This is a genomic window from Microbacterium sp. SMR1 (assembly GCF_003289625.1).
Lineage (GTDB): Bacteria > Actinomycetota > Actinomycetes > Actinomycetales > Microbacteriaceae > Microbacterium > Microbacterium plantarum.
Genome location: NZ_QMBN01000003.1, coordinates 399,719 through 424,528 on the forward strand (window position 1 = coordinate 399,719; position 24,810 = coordinate 424,528).

24 protein-coding genes are annotated in these 24,810 nt (G+C 70.4%); 14 read left to right on the top strand and 10 right to left on the bottom strand.

Annotated features, from left to right (window positions below; genetic code table 11):
* Positions 1-14: 14 nt before the first annotated feature.
* The 8 genes from DO944_RS11630 (at position 15) to DO944_RS11665 (ending at position 7,511) form a co-directional block, all read left to right on the top strand.
* On the top strand, positions 15-962 hold the full coding sequence (locus DO944_RS11630) for an alpha/beta fold hydrolase (RefSeq protein WP_112617306.1): 948 nt from the start codon (positions 15-17) through the stop codon (positions 960-962).
* Positions 963-1,142: 180 nt separating this feature from the next.
* Complete coding sequence (locus DO944_RS11635) at positions 1,143-2,654, top strand: ABC transporter substrate-binding protein (protein ID WP_112617307.1); 1,512 nt, start codon at positions 1,143-1,145, stop codon at positions 2,652-2,654.
* Entirely contained in the window at positions 2,651-3,601 is a 951-nt protein-coding gene (locus tag DO944_RS11640) for an ABC transporter permease (protein ID WP_112617308.1), read from the top strand. Before DO944_RS11635 ends, DO944_RS11640 begins: the two co-directional genes overlap by 4 nt.
* Positions 3,598-4,479 carry an ABC transporter permease gene (locus tag DO944_RS11645; protein ID WP_112617309.1) on the top strand — a complete coding sequence of 294 codons (882 nt, stop codon included), beginning with the start codon at positions 3,598-3,600 and terminating at the stop codon, positions 4,477-4,479. Before DO944_RS11640 ends, DO944_RS11645 begins: the two co-directional genes overlap by 4 nt.
* The gene (locus DO944_RS11650; RefSeq protein WP_112617310.1) at positions 4,476-5,258 is read left to right on the top strand and encodes an ABC transporter ATP-binding protein; all 783 of its coding nucleotides are present in this window, start codon (positions 4,476-4,478) and stop codon (positions 5,256-5,258) included. Before DO944_RS11645 ends, DO944_RS11650 begins: the two co-directional genes overlap by 4 nt.
* Positions 5,255-6,064: an ABC transporter ATP-binding protein gene (locus DO944_RS11655; RefSeq protein ID WP_112617311.1), complete on the top strand. Its 810-nt coding sequence runs from the start codon at positions 5,255-5,257 to the stop codon at positions 6,062-6,064. Before DO944_RS11650 ends, DO944_RS11655 begins: the two co-directional genes overlap by 4 nt.
* Positions 6,065-6,112: 48 nt before the next feature.
* A complete protein-coding gene (locus DO944_RS11660) occupies positions 6,113-7,165 on the top strand; it encodes a M4 family metallopeptidase (RefSeq protein ID WP_112617312.1) in 1,053 nt (350 codons plus the stop codon).
* Positions 7,158-7,511 (top strand): protealysin inhibitor emfourin, encoded by a 354-nt coding sequence (locus DO944_RS11665; protein WP_112617313.1) that lies wholly within the window; start codon positions 7,158-7,160, stop codon positions 7,509-7,511. Before DO944_RS11660 ends, DO944_RS11665 begins: the two co-directional genes overlap by 8 nt.
* A 4-nt stretch (positions 7,512-7,515) precedes the next feature.
* On the opposite strand, the gene DO944_RS11670 is transcribed toward DO944_RS11665, so the two are convergent.
* Together DO944_RS11670 and DO944_RS11675 are read right to left on the bottom strand one after the other, a co-directional pair.
* Positions 7,516-8,142 carry a GNAT family N-acetyltransferase gene (locus DO944_RS11670; RefSeq protein ID WP_112617314.1) on the bottom strand — a complete coding sequence of 209 codons (627 nt, stop codon included), beginning with the start codon at positions 8,140-8,142 and terminating at the stop codon, positions 7,516-7,518.
* Between the two features lie 47 nt (positions 8,143-8,189).
* Positions 8,190-8,888 carry a uracil-DNA glycosylase gene (locus DO944_RS11675; protein WP_112617315.1) on the bottom strand — a complete coding sequence of 233 codons (699 nt, stop codon included), beginning with the start codon at positions 8,886-8,888 and terminating at the stop codon, positions 8,190-8,192.
* A 39-nt stretch (positions 8,889-8,927) separates the two neighbouring features.
* Here DO944_RS11675 and DO944_RS11680 point away from each other — a divergent pair, with 39 nt between their 5' ends.
* Positions 8,928-10,421, top strand: a complete 1,494-nt coding sequence (locus tag DO944_RS11680; protein ID WP_258524694.1) for an MFS transporter — start codon at positions 8,928-8,930, stop codon at positions 10,419-10,421.
* 18 nt (positions 10,422-10,439) lie between these two features.
* Here the strand turns inward: DO944_RS11680 and DO944_RS11685 are convergent, their stop codons facing one another.
* Positions 10,440-11,225: an SDR family oxidoreductase gene (locus DO944_RS11685; protein ID WP_181574224.1), complete on the bottom strand. Its 786-nt coding sequence runs from the start codon at positions 11,223-11,225 to the stop codon at positions 10,440-10,442.
* A 120-nt stretch (positions 11,226-11,345) separates the two neighbouring features.
* On the opposite strand from DO944_RS11685, the gene DO944_RS11690 reads away from it, so the two are divergent.
* Complete coding sequence (locus tag DO944_RS11690) at positions 11,346-12,668, top strand: bifunctional o-acetylhomoserine/o-acetylserine sulfhydrylase (RefSeq protein WP_112617317.1); 1,323 nt, start codon at positions 11,346-11,348, stop codon at positions 12,666-12,668.
* Between the two features lie 78 nt (positions 12,669-12,746).
* On the opposite strand, the gene DO944_RS11695 is transcribed toward DO944_RS11690, so the two are convergent.
* On the bottom strand, positions 12,747-13,778 hold the full coding sequence (locus DO944_RS11695) for a TerC family protein (RefSeq protein WP_112617318.1): 1,032 nt from the start codon (positions 13,776-13,778) through the stop codon (positions 12,747-12,749).
* Between the two features lie 180 nt (positions 13,779-13,958).
* On the opposite strand from DO944_RS11695, the gene DO944_RS11700 reads away from it, so the two are divergent.
* Entirely contained in the window at positions 13,959-14,975 is a 1,017-nt protein-coding gene (locus DO944_RS11700; protein ID WP_112617319.1) for a DUF2332 domain-containing protein, read from the top strand.
* Positions 14,976-15,020: 45 nt separating this feature from the next.
* Positions 15,021-16,223, top strand: coding sequence for a homoserine O-acetyltransferase (locus DO944_RS11705; protein ID WP_112617320.1), 1,203 nt, complete (start codon positions 15,021-15,023; stop codon positions 16,221-16,223).
* Positions 16,224-16,227: 4 nt separating this feature from the next.
* Here the strand turns inward: DO944_RS11705 and DO944_RS11710 are convergent, their stop codons facing one another.
* Genes DO944_RS11710 through DO944_RS11725 form a run of 4 tightly spaced genes read right to left on the bottom strand, consistent with a single transcriptional unit; the run spans position 16,228 to position 19,939 of the window.
* Positions 16,228-17,484 (bottom strand): MFS transporter, encoded by a 1,257-nt coding sequence (locus tag DO944_RS11710; RefSeq protein WP_258524696.1) that lies wholly within the window; start codon positions 17,482-17,484, stop codon positions 16,228-16,230.
* Positions 17,481-17,825, bottom strand: a complete 345-nt coding sequence (locus DO944_RS11715) for a thiamine-binding protein (protein WP_112617321.1) — start codon at positions 17,823-17,825, stop codon at positions 17,481-17,483. The genes DO944_RS11710 and DO944_RS11715 overlap by 4 nt, the downstream gene beginning before the upstream one ends.
* Positions 17,826-17,839: 14 nt before the next feature.
* Complete coding sequence (locus DO944_RS11720) at positions 17,840-19,045, bottom strand: DUF2029 domain-containing protein (RefSeq protein ID WP_258524697.1); 1,206 nt, start codon at positions 19,043-19,045, stop codon at positions 17,840-17,842.
* A 42-nt stretch (positions 19,046-19,087) separates the two neighbouring features.
* A complete protein-coding gene (locus DO944_RS11725; RefSeq protein ID WP_112617322.1) occupies positions 19,088-19,939 on the bottom strand; it encodes an ADP/ATP-dependent (S)-NAD(P)H-hydrate dehydratase in 852 nt (283 codons plus the stop codon).
* Positions 19,940-19,974: 35 nt separating this feature from the next.
* On the opposite strand from DO944_RS11725, the gene DO944_RS11730 reads away from it, so the two are divergent.
* Positions 19,975-21,042, top strand: coding sequence for an NADH:flavin oxidoreductase/NADH oxidase (locus DO944_RS11730; protein ID WP_112617323.1), 1,068 nt, complete (start codon positions 19,975-19,977; stop codon positions 21,040-21,042).
* Between the two features lie 24 nt (positions 21,043-21,066).
* On the opposite strand, the gene DO944_RS11735 is transcribed toward DO944_RS11730, so the two are convergent.
* On the bottom strand, positions 21,067-22,125 hold the full coding sequence (locus DO944_RS11735) for a hemolysin family protein (protein WP_112617324.1): 1,059 nt from the start codon (positions 22,123-22,125) through the stop codon (positions 21,067-21,069).
* Entirely contained in the window at positions 22,122-23,489 is a 1,368-nt protein-coding gene (locus DO944_RS11740; RefSeq protein ID WP_112617325.1) for a hemolysin family protein, read from the bottom strand. Before DO944_RS11740 ends, DO944_RS11735 begins: the two co-directional genes overlap by 4 nt.
* 141 nt (positions 23,490-23,630) lie before the next feature.
* Between DO944_RS11740 and DO944_RS15950 the strand changes: the two genes are divergently transcribed.
* On the top strand, positions 23,631-24,701 hold the full coding sequence (locus DO944_RS15950) for a hypothetical protein (RefSeq protein WP_258524699.1): 1,071 nt from the start codon (positions 23,631-23,633) through the stop codon (positions 24,699-24,701).
* Positions 24,702-24,810: the final 109 nt, after the last annotated feature.

Consider the following 24,810-nt stretch of genomic DNA (forward strand, 5'->3'; position numbering starts at 1 on the left):
ATGGTCCCTCCCCGATGCGAAGGATCACCGTGCACGACGACACGTTCGACGAGTTCTCGTTCCTGCCCGTCCAGGCCGCCGAGGCCGGCGTTCCGACACCCGCGGCCGAGCGGCTGTTCACCTTCGCCCCTGACGGGCGACCGGTCAGCGCGCTCCGACTCGGCGACGGCGAGCCCGAGGTCACCCTTCTCCACGGGGCCGGCCTCAACGCCCATACGTGGGATCGCACCGTCCTCGCGCTCGGGCGGCCGGCGCTGGCGATCGACCTGCCGGGACACGGTGACTCCGCGTGGCGCGACGACGCCGACTACACGGGACGGACGCTCGCGGTCGACATCGCTCCGGCGCTCGCGCAGTGGACGACGACGCCGCAGGTCGTGGTCGGGCAGTCGCTCGGCGGCCTCACGGCCGCGGCGCTCGCTGCTACGCACCCCGAGCTCGTGCGTGCCCTCGTGATCGTCGACATCGCGCCCGGGCTCGACCCCGCCGGAGCGGCGTCGCAGATCCGGCGGTTCTTCGCCGGACCGACGAGCTGGGCCTCCCGCGCGGAGATGGTCGAGCGTGCACTGTCGTTCGGCCTCGGCGGAGACCGCACCGCGGCCGAGCGCGGCGTCTTCCTCAACTCGCGCGTGCGCGACGACGGCCGCGTGGAGTGGAAGCACCACTTCGCACGCATCGCCAACGGACTCGCCGCCGACCCCGGCGCCGCGGCCGCGGCATCCGAGCGGCAGGATGCGCTGGCGCCCGCCCTCGCGGCATCCGGCTGGGATGACTTCGCCGCCGTGGCGGCGCCCATCACGCTCGTACGCGGCACACGGGGCTATCTGACCGACGCCGACGTCGATCGGTTCGGCGAGCGCCTTCCCGCAGCGCGCATCGTCACGGTGGAATCGGGCCACAACGTGCAGGAGGAGCTCCCGACCGAGCTCGCCCGCATCATCCGCGACGCCGCCACCGCCTGACTCCGCTGAGCCTGCGCACGGCCCGCTCTCGATGAAATAGGGAGTCGCCGTGCGACGCTGGACGTCGGTGAATGCGTCTCGCGGTCGTGGCGGACCCTAGGCTGTATGCCGCACTGAGTTCGCGGACGCGCATCGGACAGCAACGATGCCACCGCCCTTGCGAAAGGAACCCTCCTCCACATGCTCCGCCGCACCACCGTGACCGCCACCGCGCTGCTGGCCGCAAGCACGCTCCTCCTCGCCGGCTGCACCGGGTCGACCGAGCCCGGTCCGTCCGCCACCATGGGCGTCCCCGATCCCGACGCCAGCGTCAACATCCGCCTCGTGCTCGAGCCCTCGAACCTCGACATCCGGCAGACCGCGGGCATCTCGCTCGAGCAGATCCTGATCGACAACGTGTATCAGGGGCTTGTCGCCCGCACGATCGATGGTGAGGTCGTCGACGGGCTCGCGTCATCTCACGAGGTATCCGCGGACGGGCTGACGTACACGTTCACCCTCCGCGAGGGGATCGTCTTCCATGATGGGCAGCCGCTTACCCCGCAGGATGTCGTGTGGTCGCTGACGACGCACCGTGACACGGCCGAGTTCGCCGACTCGGAACGCCTCGCGAATGTCGCATCCATCACCGCCGACGGCCAGACCATCACCCTCATCCTCAACCAGCCTGACTCGTCGTTGCTGTGGAATCTGACAGGCCGCGCGGGCCTGATCATGAAAGAGGGCGACACGGTCGACTACAGCACGAAGGCCAACGGAACGGGGCCCTATCGGTTGGGCGATTGGCGCCAGGGCGCGAGCCTGACCCTCGAACGCAACGACGCCTATTGGGGTGACGCAGCCAAGGTCGCCGAGGTCTCGTTCGTTTTCATCCCCGACACCCAGGCCGCCATCAACGCCGCCCTAACCGGCGAGGTCGACGTTCTCACTGGATTCGACGCGAACCTCGCCGAGCAGGTCGAAGCCAACGGTGATTTCGTCGTCGACACGGGCGTCTCAACGGGCAAGAGCGTGCTCGCGATGAACAGCACGACCGGTCCCCTGGCCGACGTGCGCGTTCGTGAGGCGATCCGCTCGGCGATCGACCACGATGCCATCGTCGAGGCGGTTGGCGCGGGCCAGACGTTGTTCGGTCCGATTCCCGAGCTCGACCCCGGCTATGAAGATCTGTCCGACGTCGTGTCATACGACCCCGAAGCGGCTCGCGCCCTGCTCAGCGACGCGGGAGTTTCCGACCTGTCGCTGACTCTGACGATCCCGTCGGATTACGGGACGACGGTCCCCCAGATCCTGGTCTCCAACTTCAACGACGTCGGGATCGACCTCAGGGTCAACCCCGTCGACTTCGGCACCTGGCTCAGCGACGTGTACACGAATAAGGACTACGAGCTCAGCGTCGTCAACCACGCCGAGCCGCGCGACTTCGAGAACTGGGCGAACCCAGACTATTACTTCACCTACGACAACGCCGAGGTGCAGGATCTCTACGCGCAGTCGCTGCTCGCAACGGACGAGCAGTCTGCCGATGACCTCTTGAAGAAGGCTGCGCGGATCGTGTCCGAGGACCACGCCGCCGATTGGCTCTACAACTGGGCTTCGGTGGTCGCGGTCGCCACGAACGTCTCGGGCATGCCCATCGACAACGTGAACGCCCGCATCAACCTCGCCGAGATCGCCAAGAGCGACGGGTGATCCGTTACGCGCTGACGCGACTGGCCCTGCTGTTGCTGGGTCTGGTCGTCGCCAGCGTGCTGATCTTCGTGACGTTGCGGGTTCTGCCCGGCGATGTCGCGCAGCAGATCGCCGGAACCAACTCCACGCCGGAGCAGGTCGCGGCGCTGCGTGAGCGCCTCGGCCTCGACGTGCCGTTGCCGGAGCAGTATCTCGAGTGGATGTCGGGGCTGCTGCGCGGCGACCTCGGCACGTCGCTGGTGACGGGCTCGCCCGTCGCGGCGGAGCTCGCCGCCAAGGCTCAGGTCACCGTCCCCCTCGGGCTGATGTCGATGGTGGTGGCGCTGATCATCGCACTCCCGTTCGGTGTGATGGCAGCCATCCGTCGCGGCCGCGCCGACGGCACGGCGCTCTCGTTCGGCGCGCAGGCGATCGCCGCCGTACCCGTGGTCTGGGCGGGCATGATGCTGGTCGTCGTGTTCGCGATCTGGCTTGGCTGGCTGCCCGCGCAGGGCTTCCCGCGCGGCGGGTGGGGCGACCCGGCGCGGGCCTTCGCCGCACTGATCCTTCCCGCGGTCACCATCGGCGTCGTCGAGGGCGCGATGCTGATGCGGTTCGTCCGCAGCGCCACGCTCTCGGCGATGGGGCAGGATTTCGTCCGCACCGCAGCTGCCAAGGGACTCACGCGCCGTGCCGCGCTGCTTCGCCACGGCCTGCCGACGGTCGGCCTGTCGATCATCAGCGTCCTGGGCCTGCAGGTCGCGGGCATCGTCGTGGGAGCGGTCGTGATCGAGCAGCTGTTCACCCTGCCGGGTATCGGCCGGATGCTGGTCTCGGATGTCGGCCTGCGCGATCTGCCGAAGGTCCAGGGCGAGCTCCTCGCGCTCACGGCGGTCGTTCTCGTCGTCGGTTTCATCGTCGACCTCGTGCATCGCGGTCTGGATCCGAGACAGCGGGAGGCCTCATGAACGACCGGATGCCGTGGCTGCGGCGACTGTGGTCGCTTCCTGCCGGCCGTTTCGGGCTCATCGTGGTCGTCACCATCGGGGTCGTGGCCGCGGTCTCGCTCGTCTGGACCCCGTTCGACCCCCAGCGGGTGGACATCCCGGCGCGGTGGAGCCCGCCGAGCTGGCCGCATCTGCTCGGCACCGACGCGTCGGGTCGCGACATCCTCTCACTGCTGATCGCGGGGGCGCGCACGACGGTCCTCGTCGCCGCAGGCGCGGGCGTCGTCGCCACGCTGATCGGCATCGCACTCGCCTGCCTCGGCGCGCTCACCCGCCGCTGGACCCGCGAGATCGTCGCAGTGCTCGTCGACATCCTGATCGCCTTTCCCGTGCTGCTGATCGCGATGATGATCTCGGCGGTGTGGGGCGGCTCGCTGTGGGTCGTCGTCATCTCCGTCGGCATCGGCTTCGGCGTCAACATCGCGCGCGTCACCCGGCCAGAGCTGCGCCGCACGCTGCACAGCGACTTCGTGCTCGCGGCGCGCGCCAACGGCCTCACACCGTCGCAGATCGCCCTGCGCCACCTGCTCCCCAACGTCGCGCCCGTCTTCATCGTGCAGCTGTCGTGGGGCATGGCGGTCGCGGTCCTCGCCGAGGCGGGCCTGAGCTACCTCGGTTTCGGCGCTCCCCCCACGCAGCCCTCGTGGGGGCTGCTGCTGAGCGAGCTGCAGACGTACCTGACGGCGCATCCGCTGAGCGTCGTGTGGCCGGGGCTCGCGATCACGATCACCGTGCTGGGACTCAATCTTCTCGGCGACGGTCTGCGTGAGGCGACCGACCCGACGCTCGCCCGACGCCGCTCCCCCGCCGCATCGCACACGCCGGCGGTGGTCGCATGAGTCTCGAGGTCGAGGGCCTGTCTATCGTGCTCGACGGCCGCCGCGTAGTCGACGACGTGTCGTTCGGCGTCGCCGACGGCGCGCGGGTCGGGCTCATCGGGGAATCGGGGTCGGGCAAGTCGCTGACCGCCCTGGCTGTGCTCGGGCTGCTTCCCGACGGCGCCGAGGTCGAGGGCAGCATCCGGTGGAACGGGCGGGAGTTGATCGGCCTGCCGGACCGCGAGCTGGCCGCTCTCCGCGGCGACCAGATCGGCATCGTCTTCCAGGAGCCTCAGACCGCGCTGAACCCGCTGCGGACGGTGGGCCGGCAGGTCGCGGAGCCCCTGCGCATCCACGGCCGCGCCGGCCGGCGTGAGGCTCTCGCACGAGCTCAGGCCGACGCTGATCGGGTGCGGCTGCCCGAGGGCGCGCTGCGCCGCTACCCGCATCAGCTCTCGGGCGGCCAGCGCCAGCGGGTGGCGATCGCCATGGCCCTGGCCGCTCGGCCGCGCCTGCTCATCGCCGACGAGCCGACGACCGCGCTCGACGTGACGATCCAGGCCGAGATCCTCTCGCTCCTGGGAGAGTTGGTCGAGAACGACGGGATGTCGCTGCTGTTCATCACCCACGACCTCGCCGTGCTGTCACAGGTCGCGTCGGAGGCGGTCGTGCTCGAGCATGGTCGCGTCGTCGAGGCCGGCACGGTCGCCGATCTGCTCACCGCTCCGCAGTCGGAGGTCACCCGTGGCCTGCTGCGCGACGCGACGGCCACGGTGTGGCGGCCGGAGGGAGACGTATGACCGGCGAGGTGCTCATCTCGGCGCGCGGCCTGAGCAAGCGCTATCGGGTGCGCGCCGGCGGTGCGGGTGCGCCACGACGCGAGACCGTCGCGCTCGACGACGTGGACGTCGATGCCCGCTCGGGCTCGGCGCTGGGGATCATCGGCGAATCGGGGTCGGGCAAGTCGACGCTCGTGCGGCTCCTCCTGGGGCTCGACACGCCCTCGACGGGAACGGTGACGATCGACGGGCGTCCCGTGGACGCCCGCGCGTCGGCTCGCAGCCTGCACTGGCTCCGCCGACGCACCGGCATCGTCTTCCAGGACCCTTACGCCTCGCTCGATCCCCGCATGAGCGTCGGCCGCATCATCGCTGAGCCCCTGTGGGCGCTCGACATTCCCGGCGACCGCCGCGCGCGCGTCCACGAGGTGCTGTCGGACGTCGGATTGGATGCCGACGCGGCGGAGCGCTACCCGCACGAGTTCTCGGGGGGTCAGCGCCAGCGCATCGCGCTCGCCCGCGCGATCGCGCACCGCCCGGCGATCCTCGTCGGCGACGAGCCGCTGTCGGCGCTCGACGTGACGGTGCGGGCGCAGATCCTCGAGGTCTTGCGCCGTCTGCGTGCGGAACAGGGGATGACGCTGCTGCTGGTCTCGCATGACATCGGCGTCGTCCAGAACCTCTGCGACGAGGTCATCGTGATGACCGAGGGACGCATCGTCGAGGAGGGCCCCACCGAGAAGGTGCTGCTCCAGCCGCAGGCGGCCTACACGCGTCGCCTCCTCGCCTCGGTGCCCGTGATCGACCCGCATCGCGCGCAGGACTGAACGTCCCCTTCCTCACCCGGTGTCGGTGACCGCCGCTACCGTAAGGCCATGCGCGCGATCATCCCCCCGTACCTCCTCGCCCGCGTCGCCTCCGCTCGCGAGCCCCACCTCGCGCGGGCCGCGGTCGCCGCGAGGACCACCCTCGCCGCGCGTCCGTCCGATCTGGCCGGACGTTCGCAGCTGCGTCTCTCCGCCGAGCCGGGCGGCACTCTCGTCGCCGAGCGCATCGCCGCAGCCGACCGGGCCGTATCCGACGCGCAGGGCCGCGAAGAGCTTCCGGGCGTCCTCGTCCGCCGCGAAGACGACCCGCCCACCGGCAATCGCGCGGTCGACGAGGCCTTCGACGGGCTCGGCGCGACGTTCTCGTTCTTCCGCGACGCCTACGGCCGCGATTCGCTCGACGGGCGAGGCGGTGTGCTCGCGGCCACCGTCCACTACGGCGAGGCGTACGACAACGCGTTCTGGAACGGCGAGCGCATGGTCTTCGGCGACGGCGACGGCGAGGTTTTCACCGGGTTCACCGGGTCGCTGACCGTCATCGCCCACGAGCTGGCCCACGGCATCACCGAGTTCTCGGGAGGCCTGACGTACGCGGGTCAGTCCGGCGCTCTCAACGAGTCGCTGTCCGATGTGTTCGGCGCGCTCACCGAGCAGCACCGACTCGGCCAGAGCGCCGAGCAGGCGTCGTGGCTCATCGGCGCGGGCATATTCACGGATGCCGTCCAGGGGCGCGCCCTCCGGTCGCTGGCCGAACCCGGGTCGGCCTACGACGACGATGTTCTCGGACGCGACCCGCAGCCCGGGCACATGCGCGACTACGTCGTGACGACCAGCGACAACGGCGGGGTTCACATCAACTCGGGCATTCCCAACCGAGCGTTCCACCTCGTCGCAGCGCGGCTGGGCGGCTACGCCTGGGAACGCGCGGGACTCATCTGGTATCGCACACTCACCTCGGGAGCGCTCTCCCCCGATTCCGACTTCGCTGCCTTCGCCGCCGCCACGATCGCCCAGGCCGTCGACGAGTACGGTGAGGAGACGGAGGAGGTCGCCGCCGTGCGTGCCGGATGGCAGGGCGTCGGCGTGCTGGAGGATGCCTGACACCCGTGACGACGGTTCCGCGGCGCAGCTGCGGATCGTCGTGGAGCGCACCGGCGGTTTCGCCGGCCTGACCAGGACGTGGCGCGTCGAGCCGGCTCCGGCTGACCGCGACGGGTGGCGCGAGCTGGTGGGGCGGTGCCCCTGGCAGGAGATCGACGCGTCGGCGCCGGCCGGCAAGACCGGATCGGTCGGGGCCGACCGCTTCCACTGGCGGATCGCGGTCACCGATAGCGAGACGACGCGTCAGGCAGAGTTGAACGACGACCTCGACGAACCGTGGCGTTCGCTCGTCGAGGCCGTCCGGGCCGGACGCTCGGCCACGCCGGGGGCCGTTGCCGAGGAGTGACGCCTCAGCCGGACTTCTGAGTGAAAAGCCCGCGCAGCCCCTTCTTCGGCTGCTCCAGCGACTTCTGCAAGTAGATCGTGCCCAGCCACCGGCCGAACTTGTGACCCACGCGCCCCATCCGGCCGACCTCGACGAACCCGAAACGCTCGTGCAGGGCGATCGACGCCTCGGCGCCCTTGTCGCTCACGACCGCGACGATCTCGCGCAGTCCCAGCTGCTGGCATGCGTCGATGAGTGCCTCGAGCAGCGCACGCCCGAGGCCCTTCCCGGTGGCCGCCTGACCGAGGTAGATGGACGTTTCGGCGGTGTAGCGGAATCCGGTCTTGCCGTTCCACGGCGACGCGAGTGCGTATCCCAGGATCTGCCCCGTCGGCGATACCGCGACGAGGAACGGCAGCTTGAGCTTCGTCAGATAGTCGTACTTCTCACGCCACTGCGCGAGCGACCACTTCTTCTCGTCGAAGGTCACGACCGAGTTGGTGACGTAGTAGTTGTAGATCTCACGGATGTCGGGAAGGTCGCCGGGCTGCGCCGGTCGGATCTCGTACGAGAAGGGCCGTTCGGCTTCGGCCGGACGGCGCAGGTGCCGCGGCAGGCGTCGGCGGTCGCGGTTGGAGTCCTCCTCGAGCATGCAGCAACTCTACGGCGCAGACGTTTCGCGCCGATGACGACGGCGGTTCAGGCCTCCGGAATGCGCCAGTCGATCGGCTCGCCACCCCGCGCGACGAGCAGTTCGTTCACGCGCGAGAAGGGGCGCGACCCGAAGAAGCCACGGTTCGCCGAGAGCGGTGAGGGATGCGGCGACGCCACGATCGCCGTGTCGCCGAGCAGCGGCCGCAGGGTCGCGGCATCCTTCCCCCAGAGAACCGCCACGAGGGGGCGCTCCCGCGCTACCAGCGTGCGGATGGCGTGCTCCGTCACGCGTTCCCAGCCCCACCCCCGGTGGGACGCCGGTGCCCCGGGGGCGACCGTCAGCACACGGTTCAGCAGCAGCACGCCCTGATCGCTCCAGGCGGAGAGGTCGCCGTGCGGCGCGGGGGCGATGCCGAGGTCCGACTCGAGCTCCCGGTAGATGTTGCCCAGGCTGCGCGGCAGCGGTCGCACATCGGCGTCGACGGCGAACGACAGGCCGATCGGGTGGCCCGGGGTCGGGTAGGGATCCTGTCCGACGATCAGGACGCGGACGTCGGCCATCGGCCGTTGGAAGGCGCGCAGCACGCGGTCGCCCGCCGGCAGGTACCCGCGACCGGCGGCGGTCTCGGCACGCAGCCGATCGCCGAGCGCGGCGATGTCGGCCGCGACGGGCTGCAGCTCCTCGGCCCAGTCGGGTGCCACCAGTCCGTCGGCGGCCAGGTCGGTGAGGGAGCGCGGCGTCACTCTCCCAGGGTAGGCCGGTCGTGCCGGTATGCTCGCCCCGTGTCGACGACGCTGCGCACCTCCGCTCTGGGCGTCACCGCGGGTCTGATCGGGTGGTTCATCCTGGTCGAGATCGTCAGCGGCATCCTGCAGGGCTATTACGTTCCGCTCTTCAGCGACATCGTCGCCGAGCTCGGGATCCACGACTCGGACGTGAACTGGTTCGAGGCGGCGCAGCTCCTGCTCTCAGCGCTCGTCGTACCGGTGCTGGCCAAGCTCGGCGACATGTACGGGCACAAGAAGATCCTGCTGGTCGCAGCCGTCCTGACCGCCGCGGCGACCTGGTGGCTCGCGTTCGCGGCATCCTTCTGGACCTTCCTCATCGCCTGGGCGCTGCAGGGCTTCTACGTCGTCTGGCTCCCCCTCGAGATCGCGCTCATCTTCGAACGGGGCAGGCGGCAGAGCCGGGGCGTCTCGCTCACCCGGCGCGCGGCGGGGCTCCTGGTCGTCGGGCTTCAGGCCGGCGCGATCATGGGCGCATTGGCCGCGGGCCGGATCTACGCCGCCACAGCCGGCGACATGACGGTGACGCTGATCGTGCCGGCGGTGGCGGTGACCCTCGTCGCGATCGTCATCTGGCTCTGGGTGCCCGAGTCGAAGCCGGAGCCGGGCCGGCGGCAGCTGGACTCACGTGGCTTCGTGCTCCTCGCGGTCTCGTTGCTGTTCGTCACCAGCGCCCTGACGTTCCTCCGCTTGAACGGCCCCGCGGCCTTCTGGGTGTGGGCGCTGCTCCTCGCGGGAATCGTGGGATTCGTCGTCTTCGGACGGTTCGAACTGCGCCAGCCCGACCCCGCCGTCGATGTCCGGATGCTCGCGCGCCCGGAGATGTGGCCGGTACAGGCCACCGCGTTCCTCGTCGGCATCAGTCTGCTCGGAGCCCAGGGCCCGCTGTCGACCTATGCGGGTACCGACCCCGCGCTCGGTTACGGTCTCGGGCTCGACGCCACCGACCGGTCGAACATCATCGGGGTCTACCTCGTGTCGCTCATCGTCGGCGCCGTACTGTTCGCCGTCACGTCTCGCCGCGCGAGCCCCCGGGTCGTCCTCATCGGCGCGGCACTGCTCGTCGGCATCGGGTACGCCCTCTTCCTGCCGTTCCACCAGGAGCTCTGGCAGGTTCTGCTCAACCTCTGCATCGCCGGCTTGGGCTGCGGCGCGCTCGTCGGCGCGATGCCGGCAGCAGCGGCAGCGGCCGCCCCGCGCGGGCAGACCGGAGTGGCGTCGGCCATGACCAACACGACCAAGACCATCGGCGGAACGTTCTCCTCGGCGATCTTCGGTGTCGTGCTGGCCGCCGGCGCGGGTGTCGTCGCGAGCGAGACCGCCGCCTCCCTCGGCGGTTACCTCACGGTGTGGGCCATCTGCGCCGCCGGCGGCTTCGTCGCAGCGGTCCTGCTGTTCGTGGTGCCTCGCGTGGCGTTCGCCGACGCCGAGGATGCCGCTCCCCAGCCCGCGGGCGACACGGACGGAACCGTCATCCAACCCCACGGCTGAGAAGACTCATCCCGCCTGTCAGGCTTCCGTCGCCCGCGGACGCAACGGTCCCCGCGCCAGCAGGTGCTGCGCGGACTGCGCGACGGGACGCATCGTCACGAGGTCGAGGTTGACGTGCCCCGGCGCGTTCAGCGCGTACGCGACGACATCCGCCACGTCTTCGGCGACGAGAGGCTGCTCGACGCCCTCGTACAGGCGGTCCGCCGCTTCCTGGTCGCCGCCGAGACGGTTCAGCGTGAACTCCTCGGTGCGCACCATGCCGGGCGCGATCTCGACCACGCGGATCGGCTCGCCGTTCAGCTCCAGCCGCAGCGCGTGGACGAGCATCGACTCCCCCGCCTTCGCCGCGTTGTAGCCGGCGCCTCCCGGGTAGGCCGTCTGAGCGGCGGTCGAGGTGACGTAGACGGTGTCGGCATGGCCGGAGCCCGCCGCGACGGCGCGTCGCAGCAGCGGGAGGAGAGCCGCGGTCAGCCGCTGCGCCGACAGGACGTTCGCCTCGAACATCCACTGCCAGTCCTCGGCCGCGCCGTCTTCGACGCGGTCGGTGCCGCGGGCACCGCCGGCGACGTGGACGATGGCGTGGACATCGCCGGAGGCGGCGAGGTGCTCGGTGAGGGCGGCGACGTCCCCCTCGCGGGTCAGATCCGCGGCGAATGAGGCGGAGCCGACCTCGGCGTCGAGCGCCTCGAGGCGCTCCGCCCGCCGGGCGACGCCGACGACCTCCCACGCCGACGCCCGCAGCGCGCGGACGACCGCCTCGCCGATTCCCGAACTCGCACCGGTGACCACTGCACGTCGCGTCATGCTCCCACCGTAGCCGTCAGGTTACGCAGCGTGTCCCGCGCATTGTCGGGCATACCCGGTTTCCGTACGCTCGACCCAGGCCGGCGACCGTCGCCGCTTCCCGACCCGATGGAGCCACGCATGTCCGCATCCGAGAACTGGCGCTTCGAGACGAAGCAGATCCACACCGGAGCCGCACCGGACCCGGTCACCAAGGCACGGGCGACGCCGATCTACCAGACGACCTCGTACGTGTTCGACAACTCCGACCACGCCGCGAACCTGTTCTCGCTCGCGGAGTTCGGCAACATCTACACGCGCATCCAGAACCCCACGCAGGATGTCGTCGAGCAGCGCCTCGCCGCACTCGAGGGTGGCACCGGCGCCCTCCTCGTCGCGTCGGGTCAGGCCGCCGAGACGTTCGCGATCCTCAACATCGCCGAAGCCGGAGACCACTTCGTCGCCTCGAGCTCGATCTACGGCGGCACCTACAACCTGTTCAAGTACACGCTCGCCAAGCTCGGCATCGAGGTCACGTTCGTCGAGAACCAGGACGACCTCGAGGAGTGGCGCCGCGCGGTGCGCCCCAACACCAAGCTGTTCTTCGCCGAGACGATCGGCAACCCGCAGATCAACGTCCTCGACATCCGCGGCGTCTCCGACGTCGCCCACGAGGCCGGCGTGCCGCTGATCGTCGACAACACGATCGCCACGCCCTACCTCATCCGTCCCTTCGAGCACGGCGCCGACATCGTCGTGCACTCCGCCACCAAGTTCCTCGGCGGCCACGGCACGGTCATCGGCGGCGTCATCGTCGACGGCGGCAGCTTCCCCTGGACGGAGCACTCCGAGCGCTTCCCGGGGCTCACGACGCCCGACCCCTCGTACCACGGCGCCGTCTACACGCAGGCTGTCGGCGACGGCCTCGCCTACGTCATCAAGGCCCGCGTCCAGCTGCTGCGCGACCTCGGCGCGGCGATCTCACCCCAGAGCGCATGGCTGCTCATCCAGGGCATCGAGACGCTCTCCCTGCGCATCGAGCGCCACGTGCAGAACGCACAGGAGATCGCCGAGTGGCTCGAGAACCACGACGACATCGCCTCGGTCAACTACTCGGGCCTGCCGACCTCGCCCTGGTACGCCGCCGCCAACCGCTACGCGCCGAAGGGCGTCGGGGCGGTGCTGTCGTTCGAGCTGAAGGGCGGCGTCGCCGCGGGACGGGCGTTCGTCGACTCTCTGCAGCTGTTCAGCCACCTCGCGAACATCGGTGACGTGCGGTCGCTCGTCATCCACCCCGCGTCGACGACGCACTCGCAGCTGACCCCGGAGCAGCAGCTCACGACGGGCGTCACCCCCGGCCTCGTCCGCCTGTCCGTGGGGCTGGAGAACATCGACGACCTCAAGGCCGACCTCGAGCAGGCCCTCGCGACCGCGCGCAACGTCGCCGAAGCGGCGCGCGCCTGATCGTTCCTCCTCAGAACGACCGGATGCCCCGGACCACCGCGAGCGGTGGGGCCGGGGCATCCGTCGTTTGCGGCGCCGTCAGTCGGCGTCGGTGGCCGTCGTGATCTGCTCGCCCTGAACCTGCTCGCGATCGTTCTTCGCCTTGTCCCCGCGCGTCTTGGCGAGGCTCGCGACGGTGGCGACCGCGACGGTAGCGGCGATGAACAGCAGCGAGAACCAGATCGGGATCTCGGGAACCCACAACAGCGGCTCGCCGCCGTTGATGAAGGGCAGCTCGTTGACGTGGAGCGCGTGGAACACGAGCTTCACGCCGATGAAGGCGAGGATGACCGCCAGGCCCTGCGCGAGGTAGACCAGACGCTCCAGCAGACCGCCGATGAGGAAGAACAGCTGGCGCAGGCCCATCAGGGCGAAGGCGTTCGCCGTGAAGACGATGTAGGCCTCGTTGGTCAGACCGTAGATCGCCGGGATCGAGTCGACCGCGAAGACGAGGTCGATGAAGCCGATCGCGATGATGACGAGGAGCATCGGCGTGACGAAGCGCTTGCCGTCCTTCTGCACCGTCAGCTTGTCGCTGTTGTACTCGTCGGTCACGGGAAGGTGGCGGCGGACGAACGTCATGAACTTGCCGTTGGCCGGGTCGGAGTCACCGTGCGAGAACGCCTGACGGTAGGCGAGGAAGAGCAGCAGCGCACCGAAGATGTAGAAGATCCATGAGAAGTTGTCGATGAGCGCCGCGCCGATGGCGATGAACGCGCCGCGCATGATGAGCGCGATCACGATGCCGATCATCAGCACCTTCTGCTGGTACTTCTTCGGCACCGCGAAGCCGGTCATGATGATCAGGAAGACGAAGAGGTTGTCGATCGACAGGGCCTTCTCGGTCAGGTAACCGGCGAAGTACTCGCCCGCGAACACCCAGCCCCAGCCCGGCACGAAGCCGATGACCACGCCGAAGATGAGCGCGAGGCCGATGTAGAACGCCGACCAGCGCGCCGATTCGGCGATCGTCGGCTCGTGCGGAGTGCGCACGTGCGCGAAGAACTCGTACACGAAGAAGGCGATGGTCACCGCGATGGTGATGATCCACACGAGCGGAGTGATGTCCACGAAGGCTCCAAGGGGTCGACAGTAGCGAACGGCCAGGTCTCCTTCATCCCCGGAGGGACCGGCGTCCCGGAATCCGACGTCGGATCCGTAATGACGAGAGCGCCGCAGGCGGAAGTACTCCCCTTGCTTCGCGGTATCTTACGCGACGATCGTGACGCTCAGCGCATCTACCCTGAAGCGATGGACGCCGACACCTCCCGCCGCTACCATGCGTTCGCCGACTGGGCCCGGGGCAGCTCGCCGCTCTACGCCGAATGGGCCGAGGGCATCGCCGGCGACGACGAGCTCACCGAGCGGATCGCGCTCCTGGGCGAGCGGCGCGGCCAGCCGAATCTCGTCTTCGCCGCGGCGCGATGGGCCGGCTGCGGACTCGGGCCGTTCGCCGCTTGGCGCGAGCGGCTGATCTCGGAGTGGGACCGGGTCGCCGCCATCACCGCGGAGCGCCGCACGCAGACCAACGAGGTCGGACGCTGCGCCACCCTCCTGCCTCTCCTCTCCCGCATCGACGGACCGATCGCTCTCCTCGAGACCGGCACAGCCGCGGGCCTCTGCCTCTATCCCGACCGGTACGCGTACGAGTACGCGTCGCCCGGCGGCGAGCCGCTGCCGGCGATCGTTCCTGAGGGGTCGGATGCCGCCCATCGCCCGCTGTTGCGCTGCCGCATCGACGACCCCGGCGCCGTGCCCGAGTCCCTTCCCGACATCGTCTGGCGCGCCGGCATCGACCTCGCCCCGATCGACGTGCGCGACGCCGGCGCGATCGCCTGGCTCGAGACGCTCATCTGGCCCGGCCCCGTCCATGACGAGCGCATCGGGCGACTCCGCGCTGCCGTCGAGGTGGCGCGGGCCGACCCACCGCACATCGTCGCCGGCGACATCCTCGAACTCCTTCCCGAGGTCGCAGCCGAGAGCCCGCCCGAGGCGACGCTCGTGGTCTTCCACAGCGCGGTGCTCCTCTACCTCGATGCCGACGAACGTCGCCGCTTCGCCGACCTCGTGAGCGCGCTCGGCGAACGGGTGAACCGCCGCGTCGTCTGGATCTCGAACGAGACGGTGGGCACCCTGCCGGAGATCGACGGACGGATGCCGCACGGCGTCGACCCCACCGGCAGCTTCGTCCAGACGATCGACGGAATGCCCGTCGCACTCGCGGGCCAGCACGGCGCGACCTACGAGGTGTCTCCGTTCCGGTCGTGACGTAACACGCGAGCAGCGTGCGCCACGACCCGGGAGAATGGCGACATGGACTGGCAGACCTCCGAGGACACGGTGCCGAGCGCGCCGATCACGGAGGCCGATGCGCGCCTGCTGCGCGGACGCCCGCCCGCCACGGGCGCCTGGCGCGACGGCGACCCTGTCGGCCATCGGAGCTTCGGTGCGTTCGGTCCGCTCATCACCGAGAGCGGCGAGCAGCTGCCGAGCTTCCGCCTCGCCTACGAGACGTGGGGCGAGCTCTCACCCGAACGCGACAACGCCGTGCTCGTGCTCCACGCCCTCACCGGCGACAGCCACCTGCGCGGCGAGGCAAGCCCGGGGCACCCGACGGCCGGCTGGTGGGAGGACATCGTCGGTCCCGGTCTGGCGATCGACACCGACCGCTGGTTCGTGGTCGCCCCGAACATGCTGGGCGGCTGCCAGGGGTCGACGGGCCCCTCGTCGATCTCGTCCGACGGCTACGAATGGGCGGCTCGGTTCCCGTACCTCACGATCCGCGATCAGGTCGCCGCGCAGGTCCGGCTGGCCGACGCCCTCGGGATCGAGGTGTGGGCCGCGGTCGTGGGCGGATCGATGGGCGGCATGCACGCGCTCGAGTGGGGTATCGGGCACCCCGACCGCCTGGAGCGACTCGCGATCCTCGCCGCCCCGCCCGTGAACACCGCCGACCAGATCGCGCTGAACTCGGTCCAGCTCGAAGCCATCCGCATCGACCCCAGGTTCCAGGACGGCGAGTACTACGACGCGGCAGACGGCGACGGCCCGCACCGCGGTCTCGCGCTCGCGCGCCGCATGGCTCTGCTGAACTACCGCAGCCCGACCGAGCTGAACCTGCGCTTCCAGCGCACGTGGCAGTCAGGCAAGAGCCCGCTCGGTCTCGGCGGACGCTTCGCGGTGGAGAGCTACCTCGACTTCCACGGCAACAAGTTCACGCGACGCTTCGACGCGAACAGCTACATCACGCTCGTCGAGGCGATGAACTCGCACGACGTCGGCCGTGACCGCGGCGGGATCGACGACGCCCTGGCACGCGTCACCGCGCGCACCCTCGTGCTGGGCATCGACTCCGACCGGCTGTTCCCCGTCGAGGGCCAGCACCGCATCGCCCGCGGCATCCGATCGACGATCGACGAGGCGGCGGTGGTGATCTCGAGCGATTTCGGGCACGACGCCTTCCTGATCGAGACGCCCATCGTCGGCGCTCACCTGCGACGGCTGCTCGAAAGCTGACGTCTCAGCGTGTCGGCGCAGGCGCGTCGGATCGGTCGGTCAGCGAAGACGAGCGACGCCGGGCGCGCGCCTCGACGGCGAAGCTCGCGCACGCGACCCCGAACCCGGCGAGGGCGAGGACGACCCCTACCCAGACCGGCGCGACGAACCCGAGTCCGGCGGCGATGACGACTCCGCCCAGTGCCGCACCCAACGCGTTGCCCATGTTGAGCGCCGAGTGGTTGAGCGCCGCCGCGATCGACTGGTTGTCGCCCGCGACATCCATCAGCCGCGTCTGGATGGTCGGGCTCAACGCCGACGAGAAGAACCCGACCAGGAAGACGAACAGGCCGACCGCCACGATCCAGCCGGCCGTCAGTGCGAGCAGCGCTTGAACCGCCGCAAGAGCGAGCAGGCCGCCCAGAAGGCTGCGCCGCAGATCGTGGTCGGCGAGCCTGCCTCCGACGAGGTTCCCGACGGTCATGCCGAGACCGGCGACGACGAGCACGATCGGCACCGCCCACTGCGGTGAGCCGGCCGCCTCGGTGACGAGGGTCGCGACGTAGCTGTAGACCGCGAAGAAGCCGCCGAAGCCGATCGCCCCGATGCCGAGCGCGAACCACACCTGGCCGATGCCGAAGACCCGCAGTTCGGCGCGCAGGGTGCGCGACGGCTCCCCTGCGTGATGCGGGACGGTCAGTGCGATCGCCACGGTGGCCAGCGCGAAGATCGCCGCGACGACGAGGAACGCGGCCCGCCAACCGAACTGCTGGCCGAGGAAGGTGCCGAGCGGAACACCCACGACGTTGGCGATCGTGAGGCCGGTCAGCACGAACGCGACGCCCTGCGCACGCTTGCCCGGACCCAGGACGTCGGCGGCGACGAGAGCGCCGATGCCGAAGTAGGCACCGTGTGGCAGGGCCGCGAGGAACCGGGATGCCGCGACGAGCTCGAACGTCGGCAGCACGAGCGTCAGCGCGTTGCCGAGGGTGAGGGCGAGGGCGAGGAAGACCATGACCCGGTGCCGCGGGTACTTCGCCACGACTCCTGCGATGGTCGGCGCCCCCACGACGACGCCGGCGGCGTAGAGCGTGATGAGCCACCCCGCCTGGGCGATCGCGGCTTCCGGATCGCTCGCGTAGACGGAGGGCAGCAGCTCGCCGGCGATCTCCGGCAGAAGGCCCATGACGACGAACTCCGTCATCCCGATGCCGAAGCTGCCGATCGCGAGCGAGAGCAGGGCCCGGCGGGCGGTCGGGCGAGGAATGGCGGGCGTCGTCACTCCGGGAGCGTAGCGCCGCGCTCCCCCTCATGTCGAATCGATTCGAGCGCGCCCTCGAGCCGCTCGATCTTGCCGTCGAGCTCGCCGCTGTAGCCCGGCCGGATGTCGGCCTTGAGCACGAGCGATACGCGCGACCCGAACGGCATGACCGCCTCGGTCGCGTGCTTGACGACGGCCATCACCTCGTCCCACTCCCCCTCGACCTCGGTGAACATCGACGTGGTGCGGTGCGGCAGGCCGGATGCCCGCACGACGGCCACGGCTGCGGCGACGGCATCGTGCACCGAGCCGTCGGGATTGCTGCCGGTGCCGCTGGGAGCGACGGAGAAGGCGATGAGCATGATGGACCTCCGGATCAGGCGGGGATGGATGTCGGCGTCCGGACCGGCACCCGGACGAGGCGCACCACTATCCAGACACCCAGGACGATGAGCAGGGCGTTGCGCACGGTGAGGATGCCGACGCCGAGGGGATGCGCCGCGAGGACCTCGCCGTAGAACACCGGGTAAACGAGCTGGGTGAGCGCGCTGAGCACGAGGACGAGGATCGCCGGTCGCACCCAGGCGCGGCGCGCGACGACCAGTCCGAGCACGACGGGCGGGACGAGCCAGCACAGGTACTGCGGCGAACCGACCTTGTTGAGCACGATGAAGACGGTGACGATCGCGAGCGCCGCGACGGGCAGAAGGTCGCGCACCGCAGCGCCACGGCGCACCTTGAGGGCGGCGACGGCCGCCACGGCCCCCACTCCGATCACGAGGATCGGAGTCATCGCCGCGATGACCGGATCGATGTCGGTGCCGGTCACCTGGAACGTCAGGATCTCGGTCGAGTAGTAGACGAAGAAGCCCGGGACGCCGAGCATCTGCCCCCACAGGTAGAACATGCTCACGGGCGCCTCGACCTGAAGACCGCGCCCCGTCTGATCTCCGATGAACCCGAGCGCATGGTCGAGGCCACCGGCGGCGACGACGGCCGCGAGCGTCGCGACCGAGACGACGAGCCCGGCACCGACGAGCGCCCACCGCCGCCGGATCGCGATGACCGCGGCGGCGATGATCGCCGCGGGCCAGACCTTGATCCATGTCGCCACGGCCAGCAGGATGCCGGCCAACCAGGGCCGTCCGCGAAGCCACAGGCCGCCCATGACGGCGAGCGCGACGGTGACGGCGTCGAGCCGGTAGAGGCCGACCGGGCCGAGGAGCAGGATCGCCGCGAGCCAGAACCATGCCGCCGTCACACGTCCGCGTGACCGCGCGCGGCCCACGAGGACCGCGAAGGCGACGGCGTCCAGAGCCGTGACGAAGATGGCCCAACCCACCGTGTAGCCGGCTATCCACGCGAACCCGTGGGCGAGCACGAGCGGGACGAGGGCGAGCTGCGGGTACACCCAGTCTTCGTCGATCCCCACGATGCCCTCACCGGCGAGCGCTCGCTGCGACCAGGGTTCGTAGACGAGGTAGACATCCCCCATCGGCTGATTCGGGAGCACGAATCCGAGCACCGAGACCACGACGTGGACGAGCGCGAACGCGACCCACAGCGTTCCCCGTCTCGACACCGTCACATCCTACGGTGAGGCCGTCGCGGCCCACCGGTGGTGTCAGCGGGCGGCCGGGTCGCCGCCGGAGAGCAGCACGTCGATCACGGCGGGCACGGCCTCCGCGACGTCCAGCGCCGTGATGGGACCGGGACCGGCACCGCGACCGGCATGTCCGTGGATGTACGCCGCCGCCGCGGCCAGCGGTGCCAGCGCCGCGGCATCCAGATCGTGCTGCGCACCCCGGGCCGCCACGACCGCACCCAGGATGCCGCCGAGCACGTCACCGGTGCCCGCGGTGGCGAGCCACCCGGTGCCGGCCCGCACGACGGCGGTCCATCCGTCGGGGGCCGCGACGACGGTCTCGGCCCCCTTGAGCAGCACGGCGATGCCCGCCGCGGCCGCAGTCTCGCGGGCGGCCTCGATGCGGTCGGTCAGTGACGTCGGCGTCACGTCGTCGAGGCCGAGCAGCCCGCGCAGGCGCGCGTGCTCGCTCTGGTGCGGCGTGACGACGAGCGGGGCGGTCGCGCCCGGGACCAGGTCGAGGGCCCCAGCGTCGACGACGACGGGGAGGTCGCCCTGCAGCAGCTCCCCCAGCCGTGCGGTCTCGGCTGCGGGCCGGGTCGCGGCATCCGTCCCCGATCCGATCAGCCACGCCTGCACGCGTCCGGGCGCGGTCACGGTCTCGGGTCGGCGCTGCAGCACGAGGTCGGCCGGACGCTCCGGGCCGAGGTAGCGGACCATCCCGATGCCGGTCCGCCACGCGGCCTCGACACCGAGCACGGCGGCTCCCGGATACTCCTGCGATCCGGTTCGCACACCGAGCACCCCGCGGGAATACTTGTGGTCGTCGGCAGTTGGCTTGCGCAGGAGCGCGACCGTGTCGCGCGCATCCCATTCGTGGATCTCGACCATGGCGCCACCCTATCGGCGCCCCGAAGGAGCCCGGCGTGAGCCAGTTGTTCAGCCCCCTGACCATCCGAACCGTCGAGGTGCGCAACCGCCTCTGGGTCGCCCCCATGTGCCAGTACTCGGCCCGGGACGGCATGCCGAACGACTGGCATCACGTCCACCTCGCGCAGTTCGCCTCGGGCGGCGCCGGACTCGTGATGGCCGAGGCGACCGCGGTCGTGCCCGAGGGACGCATCACCCCCGAAGACACCGGCATCTGGAACGACGAGCAGCGCGACGCCTGGCGCCCCATCGTGACGGCGATCCACGACCGCGGTGCCGTGGCCGCGATCCAGCTCGCGCACGCGGGCCGCAAGGCGTCGACCTACTCGCCGTTCGCCGCCGAGCGTGGGACCGTGCCGGAGGCGGAGGGCGGCTGGCAGGCACTCGCCCCCTCGGCCGTCGCCTTCGACGGCTACGCCCGGCCCGACGAGCTCGAGCGTTCTGAGATCGACGCCCTCGTGACCGCGTTCGCCGATGGGGCACGCCGTTCACGCGAAGCCGGCTTCGACGTGCTCGAGATCCACGCGGCCCACGGCTATCTGCTGCACGAGTTCCTGTCGCCGTTGTCGAACCAGCGCACCGATGAGTACGGCGGCTCGCTCGAGAACCGCGCCCGGCTCCTGCTGCTCATCGTCGAGGCGGTTCGCGCCGCCGCTCCCGACGCCCCGCTGTTCGTGCGCTTCTCGGCGACCGACTGGGCCGAGGGCGGCTGGGATGTCGCCGAGACGGCGACGGTCTCGGCCTGGGCTCACGAGCGCGGCGCCGACCTCATCGACGTCTCGAGCGGCGGCCTCGTCGCGCACCAGCGCATCACGACGGGCCCCGGCTACCAGGTGCCGTTCGCTCGCGAGATCCGCAGGACGACCGGCCTGCCGGTCAGCGCGGTCGGCGAGATCACGACCGGCGCGCAGGCCGAGGAGATCCTCGCCGCCGAGGACGCCGACGCGATCATGGCCGGCCGCGAGTGGCTGCGCGACCCCCACTTCGGGCTCCGCGCGGCCGACGAGCTGGGCGAGGACGCCTCGGTCTGGCCGCCGCAGTACGTCCGCGCGCGGCGTCGCTGAGCGAGCGTCGTCACCCGGCCAGGCTCAGGCCCAGCGAGGTGCGCGGCGCGTGGCGTCGTGCACCTCGCCGATGAGCTCCTCGATGATGTCCTCGAGAAAGAGCACCGCGGTCGTCCGCCCCTCGGCATCCCGAACCTGGGCGAGGTGACGGCTCGATCGGCGCATCAGAGCGAGCGCGTCCTCGAGATCGGTCGTCTCGGCGACCGGCACCATGAGATGGATGCGCTTGGACTTGATCGGACGCGATGCCGCGCCGTCGGCATCCTCTGCCTCCCGCAGCACGTCCTTGAGGTGCACGTACCCGACCGGCTGATCGGTGTCATCGACGATGACGTAGCGCGAGAAGCCGTGCCGCGCGACGGCGCGCTCGACGTCCTCGGGGGTCGCGGTCTCGGGCAGCGTGACCAGTTCGCCGAACGGCACGGCGACATCCGCCGCCTTCTTGTCGGTGAACTCCACGACGGCCGCGACCGTTCCCGATGCATCGTCGAGCACGCCCTCGATGCGGGACGTCGCAACGATGGTCGCGACCTCGTCGAGCGTGTAGGTCGAGGTCGCCTCGTCCTTCGGTTCGACCCGGAACAGGCGCACCGCATGGTTGGCGATCCAGTTCAGGGCCACGATGATCGGGTAGAAGAGCCGCGAGACCCAGCGCAGGGGCGTGGCCAGCAGCAGCACGGCACGGTCGGGCAGCGAGAAGGCCAGGTTCTTCGGAACCATCTCGCCGAACACGACGTGCAAGTACGACACGACGATGAGCGCCACGGCGAAGGCGACGACATCGACGACGGCCTCGCCCCACCCGGTGAGCCCGAGCGGCACGGCCAGCAGGTGGTGGATCGCCGGCTCGGAGACGTTCAGGATCACCAGCGAGCAGATCGTGATGCCCAGCTGGCACGTCGCGAGCATGAGGGTCGCGTGCTCCATCGCCCACAGCGCGGTCTTCGCCGAGCGCGACCCCTTGTCGGCGAGGGGCTCGATCTGCGATCGGCGCGCGGAGATGACGGCGAACTCGCTCGCGACGAAGAACGCGTTGAAGGCCAGCAGCACGACGAGCCAGGCCAGTCCCGCCCAGTCGTTCATCGACGATCACCGTCCTCGCGGCGCGGCGCCGGTCGCATCGGCTCGACCGGGGACGCGGTCGGTGCCTCCTCGGGCACCGGGGTGGGCTCGAAACGCACGCGGTCGACCCGCCTGCCGTCCATCCGCTGCACGGTGAGCGTGCCGTCCTCGATCTCGACGGTGTCGCCGACGACCGGGATGCGCTCCAGCACACTCATCACGAACCCTCCGACGGTGTCGTAGACGTCGCCCTCGGGAACCCGGATGCCGGTGCGGTCGAGCACCTCGTCGGGACGCAGCTCCGCGGGGAAGACGATGCCGCCGGCGACCCTCAGCACCCCGGCGCGGTTGCGATCGTGCTCGTCGAGCACCTCGCCGACGATCTCCTCCACGAGATCCTCGAGCGTCACGACACCGGCGGTGCCGCCGTACTCGTCCACGACGATGGCCATCTGATACCCCCGGGCGCGCAGTTCGCTGAGCACGGCGTCGAGGTGCACGGCCTCGGGCACCCGCAGCGGCTCCTCCGCGATGGCGGCGGCGGGGACGTCTGCGCGGCGCTCGCGCGGGACGCTGACCGCCTGCTTGACGTGGACGATTCCGGTGATGTCGTCCATCGAGTCACCGAAAACCGGGAACCGGCTGTGGCCCGTGCGCCGCGCGAGCTGGATGACGTCCTCGACGCTGTCGCCCGCAGCGACCGCGTGCAGGCTCGGGCGCGGCGTCATGACGTCGGCCGTGGTCAGCCGAGCGAAGGTGAGCGAACGGTCCAGCAGCGATGCGGTGTCCTTCTCGAGCACGCCCGCGCTCGCGGACCGGCGCACGAGGCTCGACAGCTCCTCCGCCGAACGGGCCCCCGACAGCTCCTCCTTGGGCTCGACGCCCATCGAGCGGAGCACTCCGTTCGCGCTGCCGTTGAGCACCGTGACGGCCGGCCGGAACACGGTCGTGAAGAGGGTCTGGAACGGGATGACGAGCTTCGCCGTCTGACGAGGGATCGCCAGAGCGAAGTTCTTCGGGACGAGCTCGCCGAGGATCATCGAGAAGATCGTCGCGATCGACACGCCCACGACGGCGGCGACGGGCCGCGACACGGTCTCGGCCCAGCCCCACGCCTCGAAGACCGGCGACAGCAGGTTCGAGATCGCCGGCTCCATCGTGTAACCGGTGAGCAGCGTCGTCAGCGTGATGCCGAGCTGCGCGCTCGACAGATGCGTCGAGGTGATCCGCAGCGCCGCGATCGTCATCGAGAGGCGCGATTCGCCCGCCGCCTGGCGGGCCTCGAGGTCCGCGCGATCGAGATTGACGAGCGCGAACTCACTCGCGACGAACAGACCGGTGCCGACGGTCAGCAGGAGCCCCACGCCCAGCATGATGAAATCCATCAGGCGTCACCCCCGATCGGTCGGGGTCGGCGGGGCGAGGGTCGGCAACTAGGAGGGTCGTCCATCGTGCGCCCGATCTTACGCCTGTCCTCCGCTCGCTTGGGTCGCACTTCCGAGCGTCAGGCGCGGTTCGAGCCGCGCTTGACCTCGAGAACTGCGCTTCACATCGGTTCCTCCCCCGGTCGCCTCGGGATGCCGGAGTGCACGGGGACGGATGCCGCGGGCTCGGCGCGCGACCTGCCGGAGCACGCTTTCCGCATGAGCTGGGTGATCCGACCACCGCTGGACGTCGTCTTCCGCCGACGCGAGGCGGATGAGGCCACCGCGCGGCTCCTCGATCGAGCCCGCCGAACCGGGGCCGCGTCTCCCATCGCACGGGGGTCGTATGCCGCGTCCGAGGCTTGGGCGACGCTGAACCCGAGCGACGCCCACGCGCAACGCGTGTGGGAGGCTGCGGCTCGCCTGCGACCCGGCACGGTCTTCTCGCATCACGCGGCCGCTGCGGTACTCGGAATCGATCTGATCGACGCGTGGCCTCGAGCGATCGACGTGACCACTGCCACCTCTGCGGGGTCGTCCGGCGTCATCCGCCGCCATCATCGTCCGCTGGAGAGGGACGAGGTGATGCCGTGGGGGGAACATTTCCTGACCACGCCCGCGCGCACGGTCGTCGACCTCGCCTCGGTTCTGCCCTTCGTCGGCGGCGTGGTCGCCGCGGACCAGGCACTGTGGCAGCGGCGCCCGAGCGGCGCGCTCTGCACCCGACACGAGCTGGAAGCGGCGGCATCCCGATACCGCGGGCGGGCGCATGCCCGCGTCGCGGCCGTGAGCACGTTCGCCACCGGTCTCTCCGACAGCGTTCGCGAATCGGAGAGCCGCGTTCTGATCGACCGGCTGGGTTTTCCCACACCGACACTGCAGCAGCGCTTCGTCCTGCCCGACGGACGCGACGCGTTCGCCGACTTCTGGTGGCCCGACCACGACCACATCGGCGAGTTCGACGGCACCGGCAAGTATCTCGACCCGGTGATGCGGCGGGGCCGCACCCCCGAGCAAGCGCTCATCGCCGAGAAGGATCGGGGCGACGCGCTGCGGCGCCAGGTTCGGGCGCTCTCACGGTGGCGCGCCCCGCACCTCCGCAGCCCCCGGCTGTTGTACGACATCCTGCGCACCGACGGGCTCCCCTCCACCCGTCCTCGCCCCGGGCGGTGACCCACACGCCGCGGCGGCCTTGCCATCGGGCGCACTTTCGGTCATCGGTCGCAGTATGAACCGCGTGCTATCTGGCGAACTGCGCCCAAAGCACAGTCGACGCGTGGGC

What these genes read in the sequence shown, in the direction of transcription:
- DO944_RS11705 (WP_112617320.1), top strand. Translation starts at nt 15,021, where the DNA reads ATGGACTGGCAGACCTCCGAGGACACGGTGCCGAGCGCGCCGATCACG.
- DO944_RS11665 (WP_112617313.1), top strand. Translation starts at nt 7,158, where the DNA reads ATGCCTGACACCCGTGACGACGGTTCCGCGGCGCAGCTGCGGATCGTC.
- DO944_RS11655 (WP_112617311.1), top strand. Translation starts at nt 5,255, where the DNA reads ATGACCGGCGAGGTGCTCATCTCGGCGCGCGGCCTGAGCAAGCGCTAT.
- DO944_RS11685 (WP_181574224.1), bottom strand. Translation starts at nt 11,225, where the DNA reads ATGACGCGACGTGCAGTGGTCACCGGTGCGAGTTCGGGAATCGGCGAG.
- DO944_RS11690 (WP_112617317.1), top strand. Translation starts at nt 11,346, where the DNA reads ATGTCCGCATCCGAGAACTGGCGCTTCGAGACGAAGCAGATCCACACC.
- DO944_RS11660 (WP_112617312.1), top strand. Translation starts at nt 6,113, where the DNA reads ATGCGCGCGATCATCCCCCCGTACCTCCTCGCCCGCGTCGCCTCCGCT.
- DO944_RS11635 (WP_112617307.1), top strand. Translation starts at nt 1,143, where the DNA reads ATGCTCCGCCGCACCACCGTGACCGCCACCGCGCTGCTGGCCGCAAGC.
- DO944_RS11700 (WP_112617319.1), top strand. Translation starts at nt 13,959, where the DNA reads ATGGACGCCGACACCTCCCGCCGCTACCATGCGTTCGCCGACTGGGCC.
- DO944_RS11725 (WP_112617322.1), bottom strand. Translation starts at nt 19,939, where the DNA reads ATGGTCGAGATCCACGAATGGGATGCGCGCGACACGGTCGCGCTCCTG.
- DO944_RS11735 (WP_112617324.1), bottom strand. Translation starts at nt 22,125, where the DNA reads ATGAACGACTGGGCGGGACTGGCCTGGCTCGTCGTGCTGCTGGCCTTC.
- DO944_RS11740 (WP_112617325.1), bottom strand. Translation starts at nt 23,489, where the DNA reads ATGGATTTCATCATGCTGGGCGTGGGGCTCCTGCTGACCGTCGGCACC.
- DO944_RS11715 (WP_112617321.1), bottom strand. Translation starts at nt 17,825, where the DNA reads ATGCTCATCGCCTTCTCCGTCGCTCCCAGCGGCACCGGCAGCAATCCC.
- DO944_RS11670 (WP_112617314.1), bottom strand. Translation starts at nt 8,142, where the DNA reads ATGCTCGAGGAGGACTCCAACCGCGACCGCCGACGCCTGCCGCGGCAC.
- DO944_RS11630 (WP_112617306.1), top strand. Translation starts at nt 15, where the DNA reads ATGCGAAGGATCACCGTGCACGACGACACGTTCGACGAGTTCTCGTTC.
- DO944_RS11645 (WP_112617309.1), top strand. Translation starts at nt 3,598, where the DNA reads ATGAACGACCGGATGCCGTGGCTGCGGCGACTGTGGTCGCTTCCTGCC.
- DO944_RS11650 (WP_112617310.1), top strand. Translation starts at nt 4,476, where the DNA reads ATGAGTCTCGAGGTCGAGGGCCTGTCTATCGTGCTCGACGGCCGCCGC.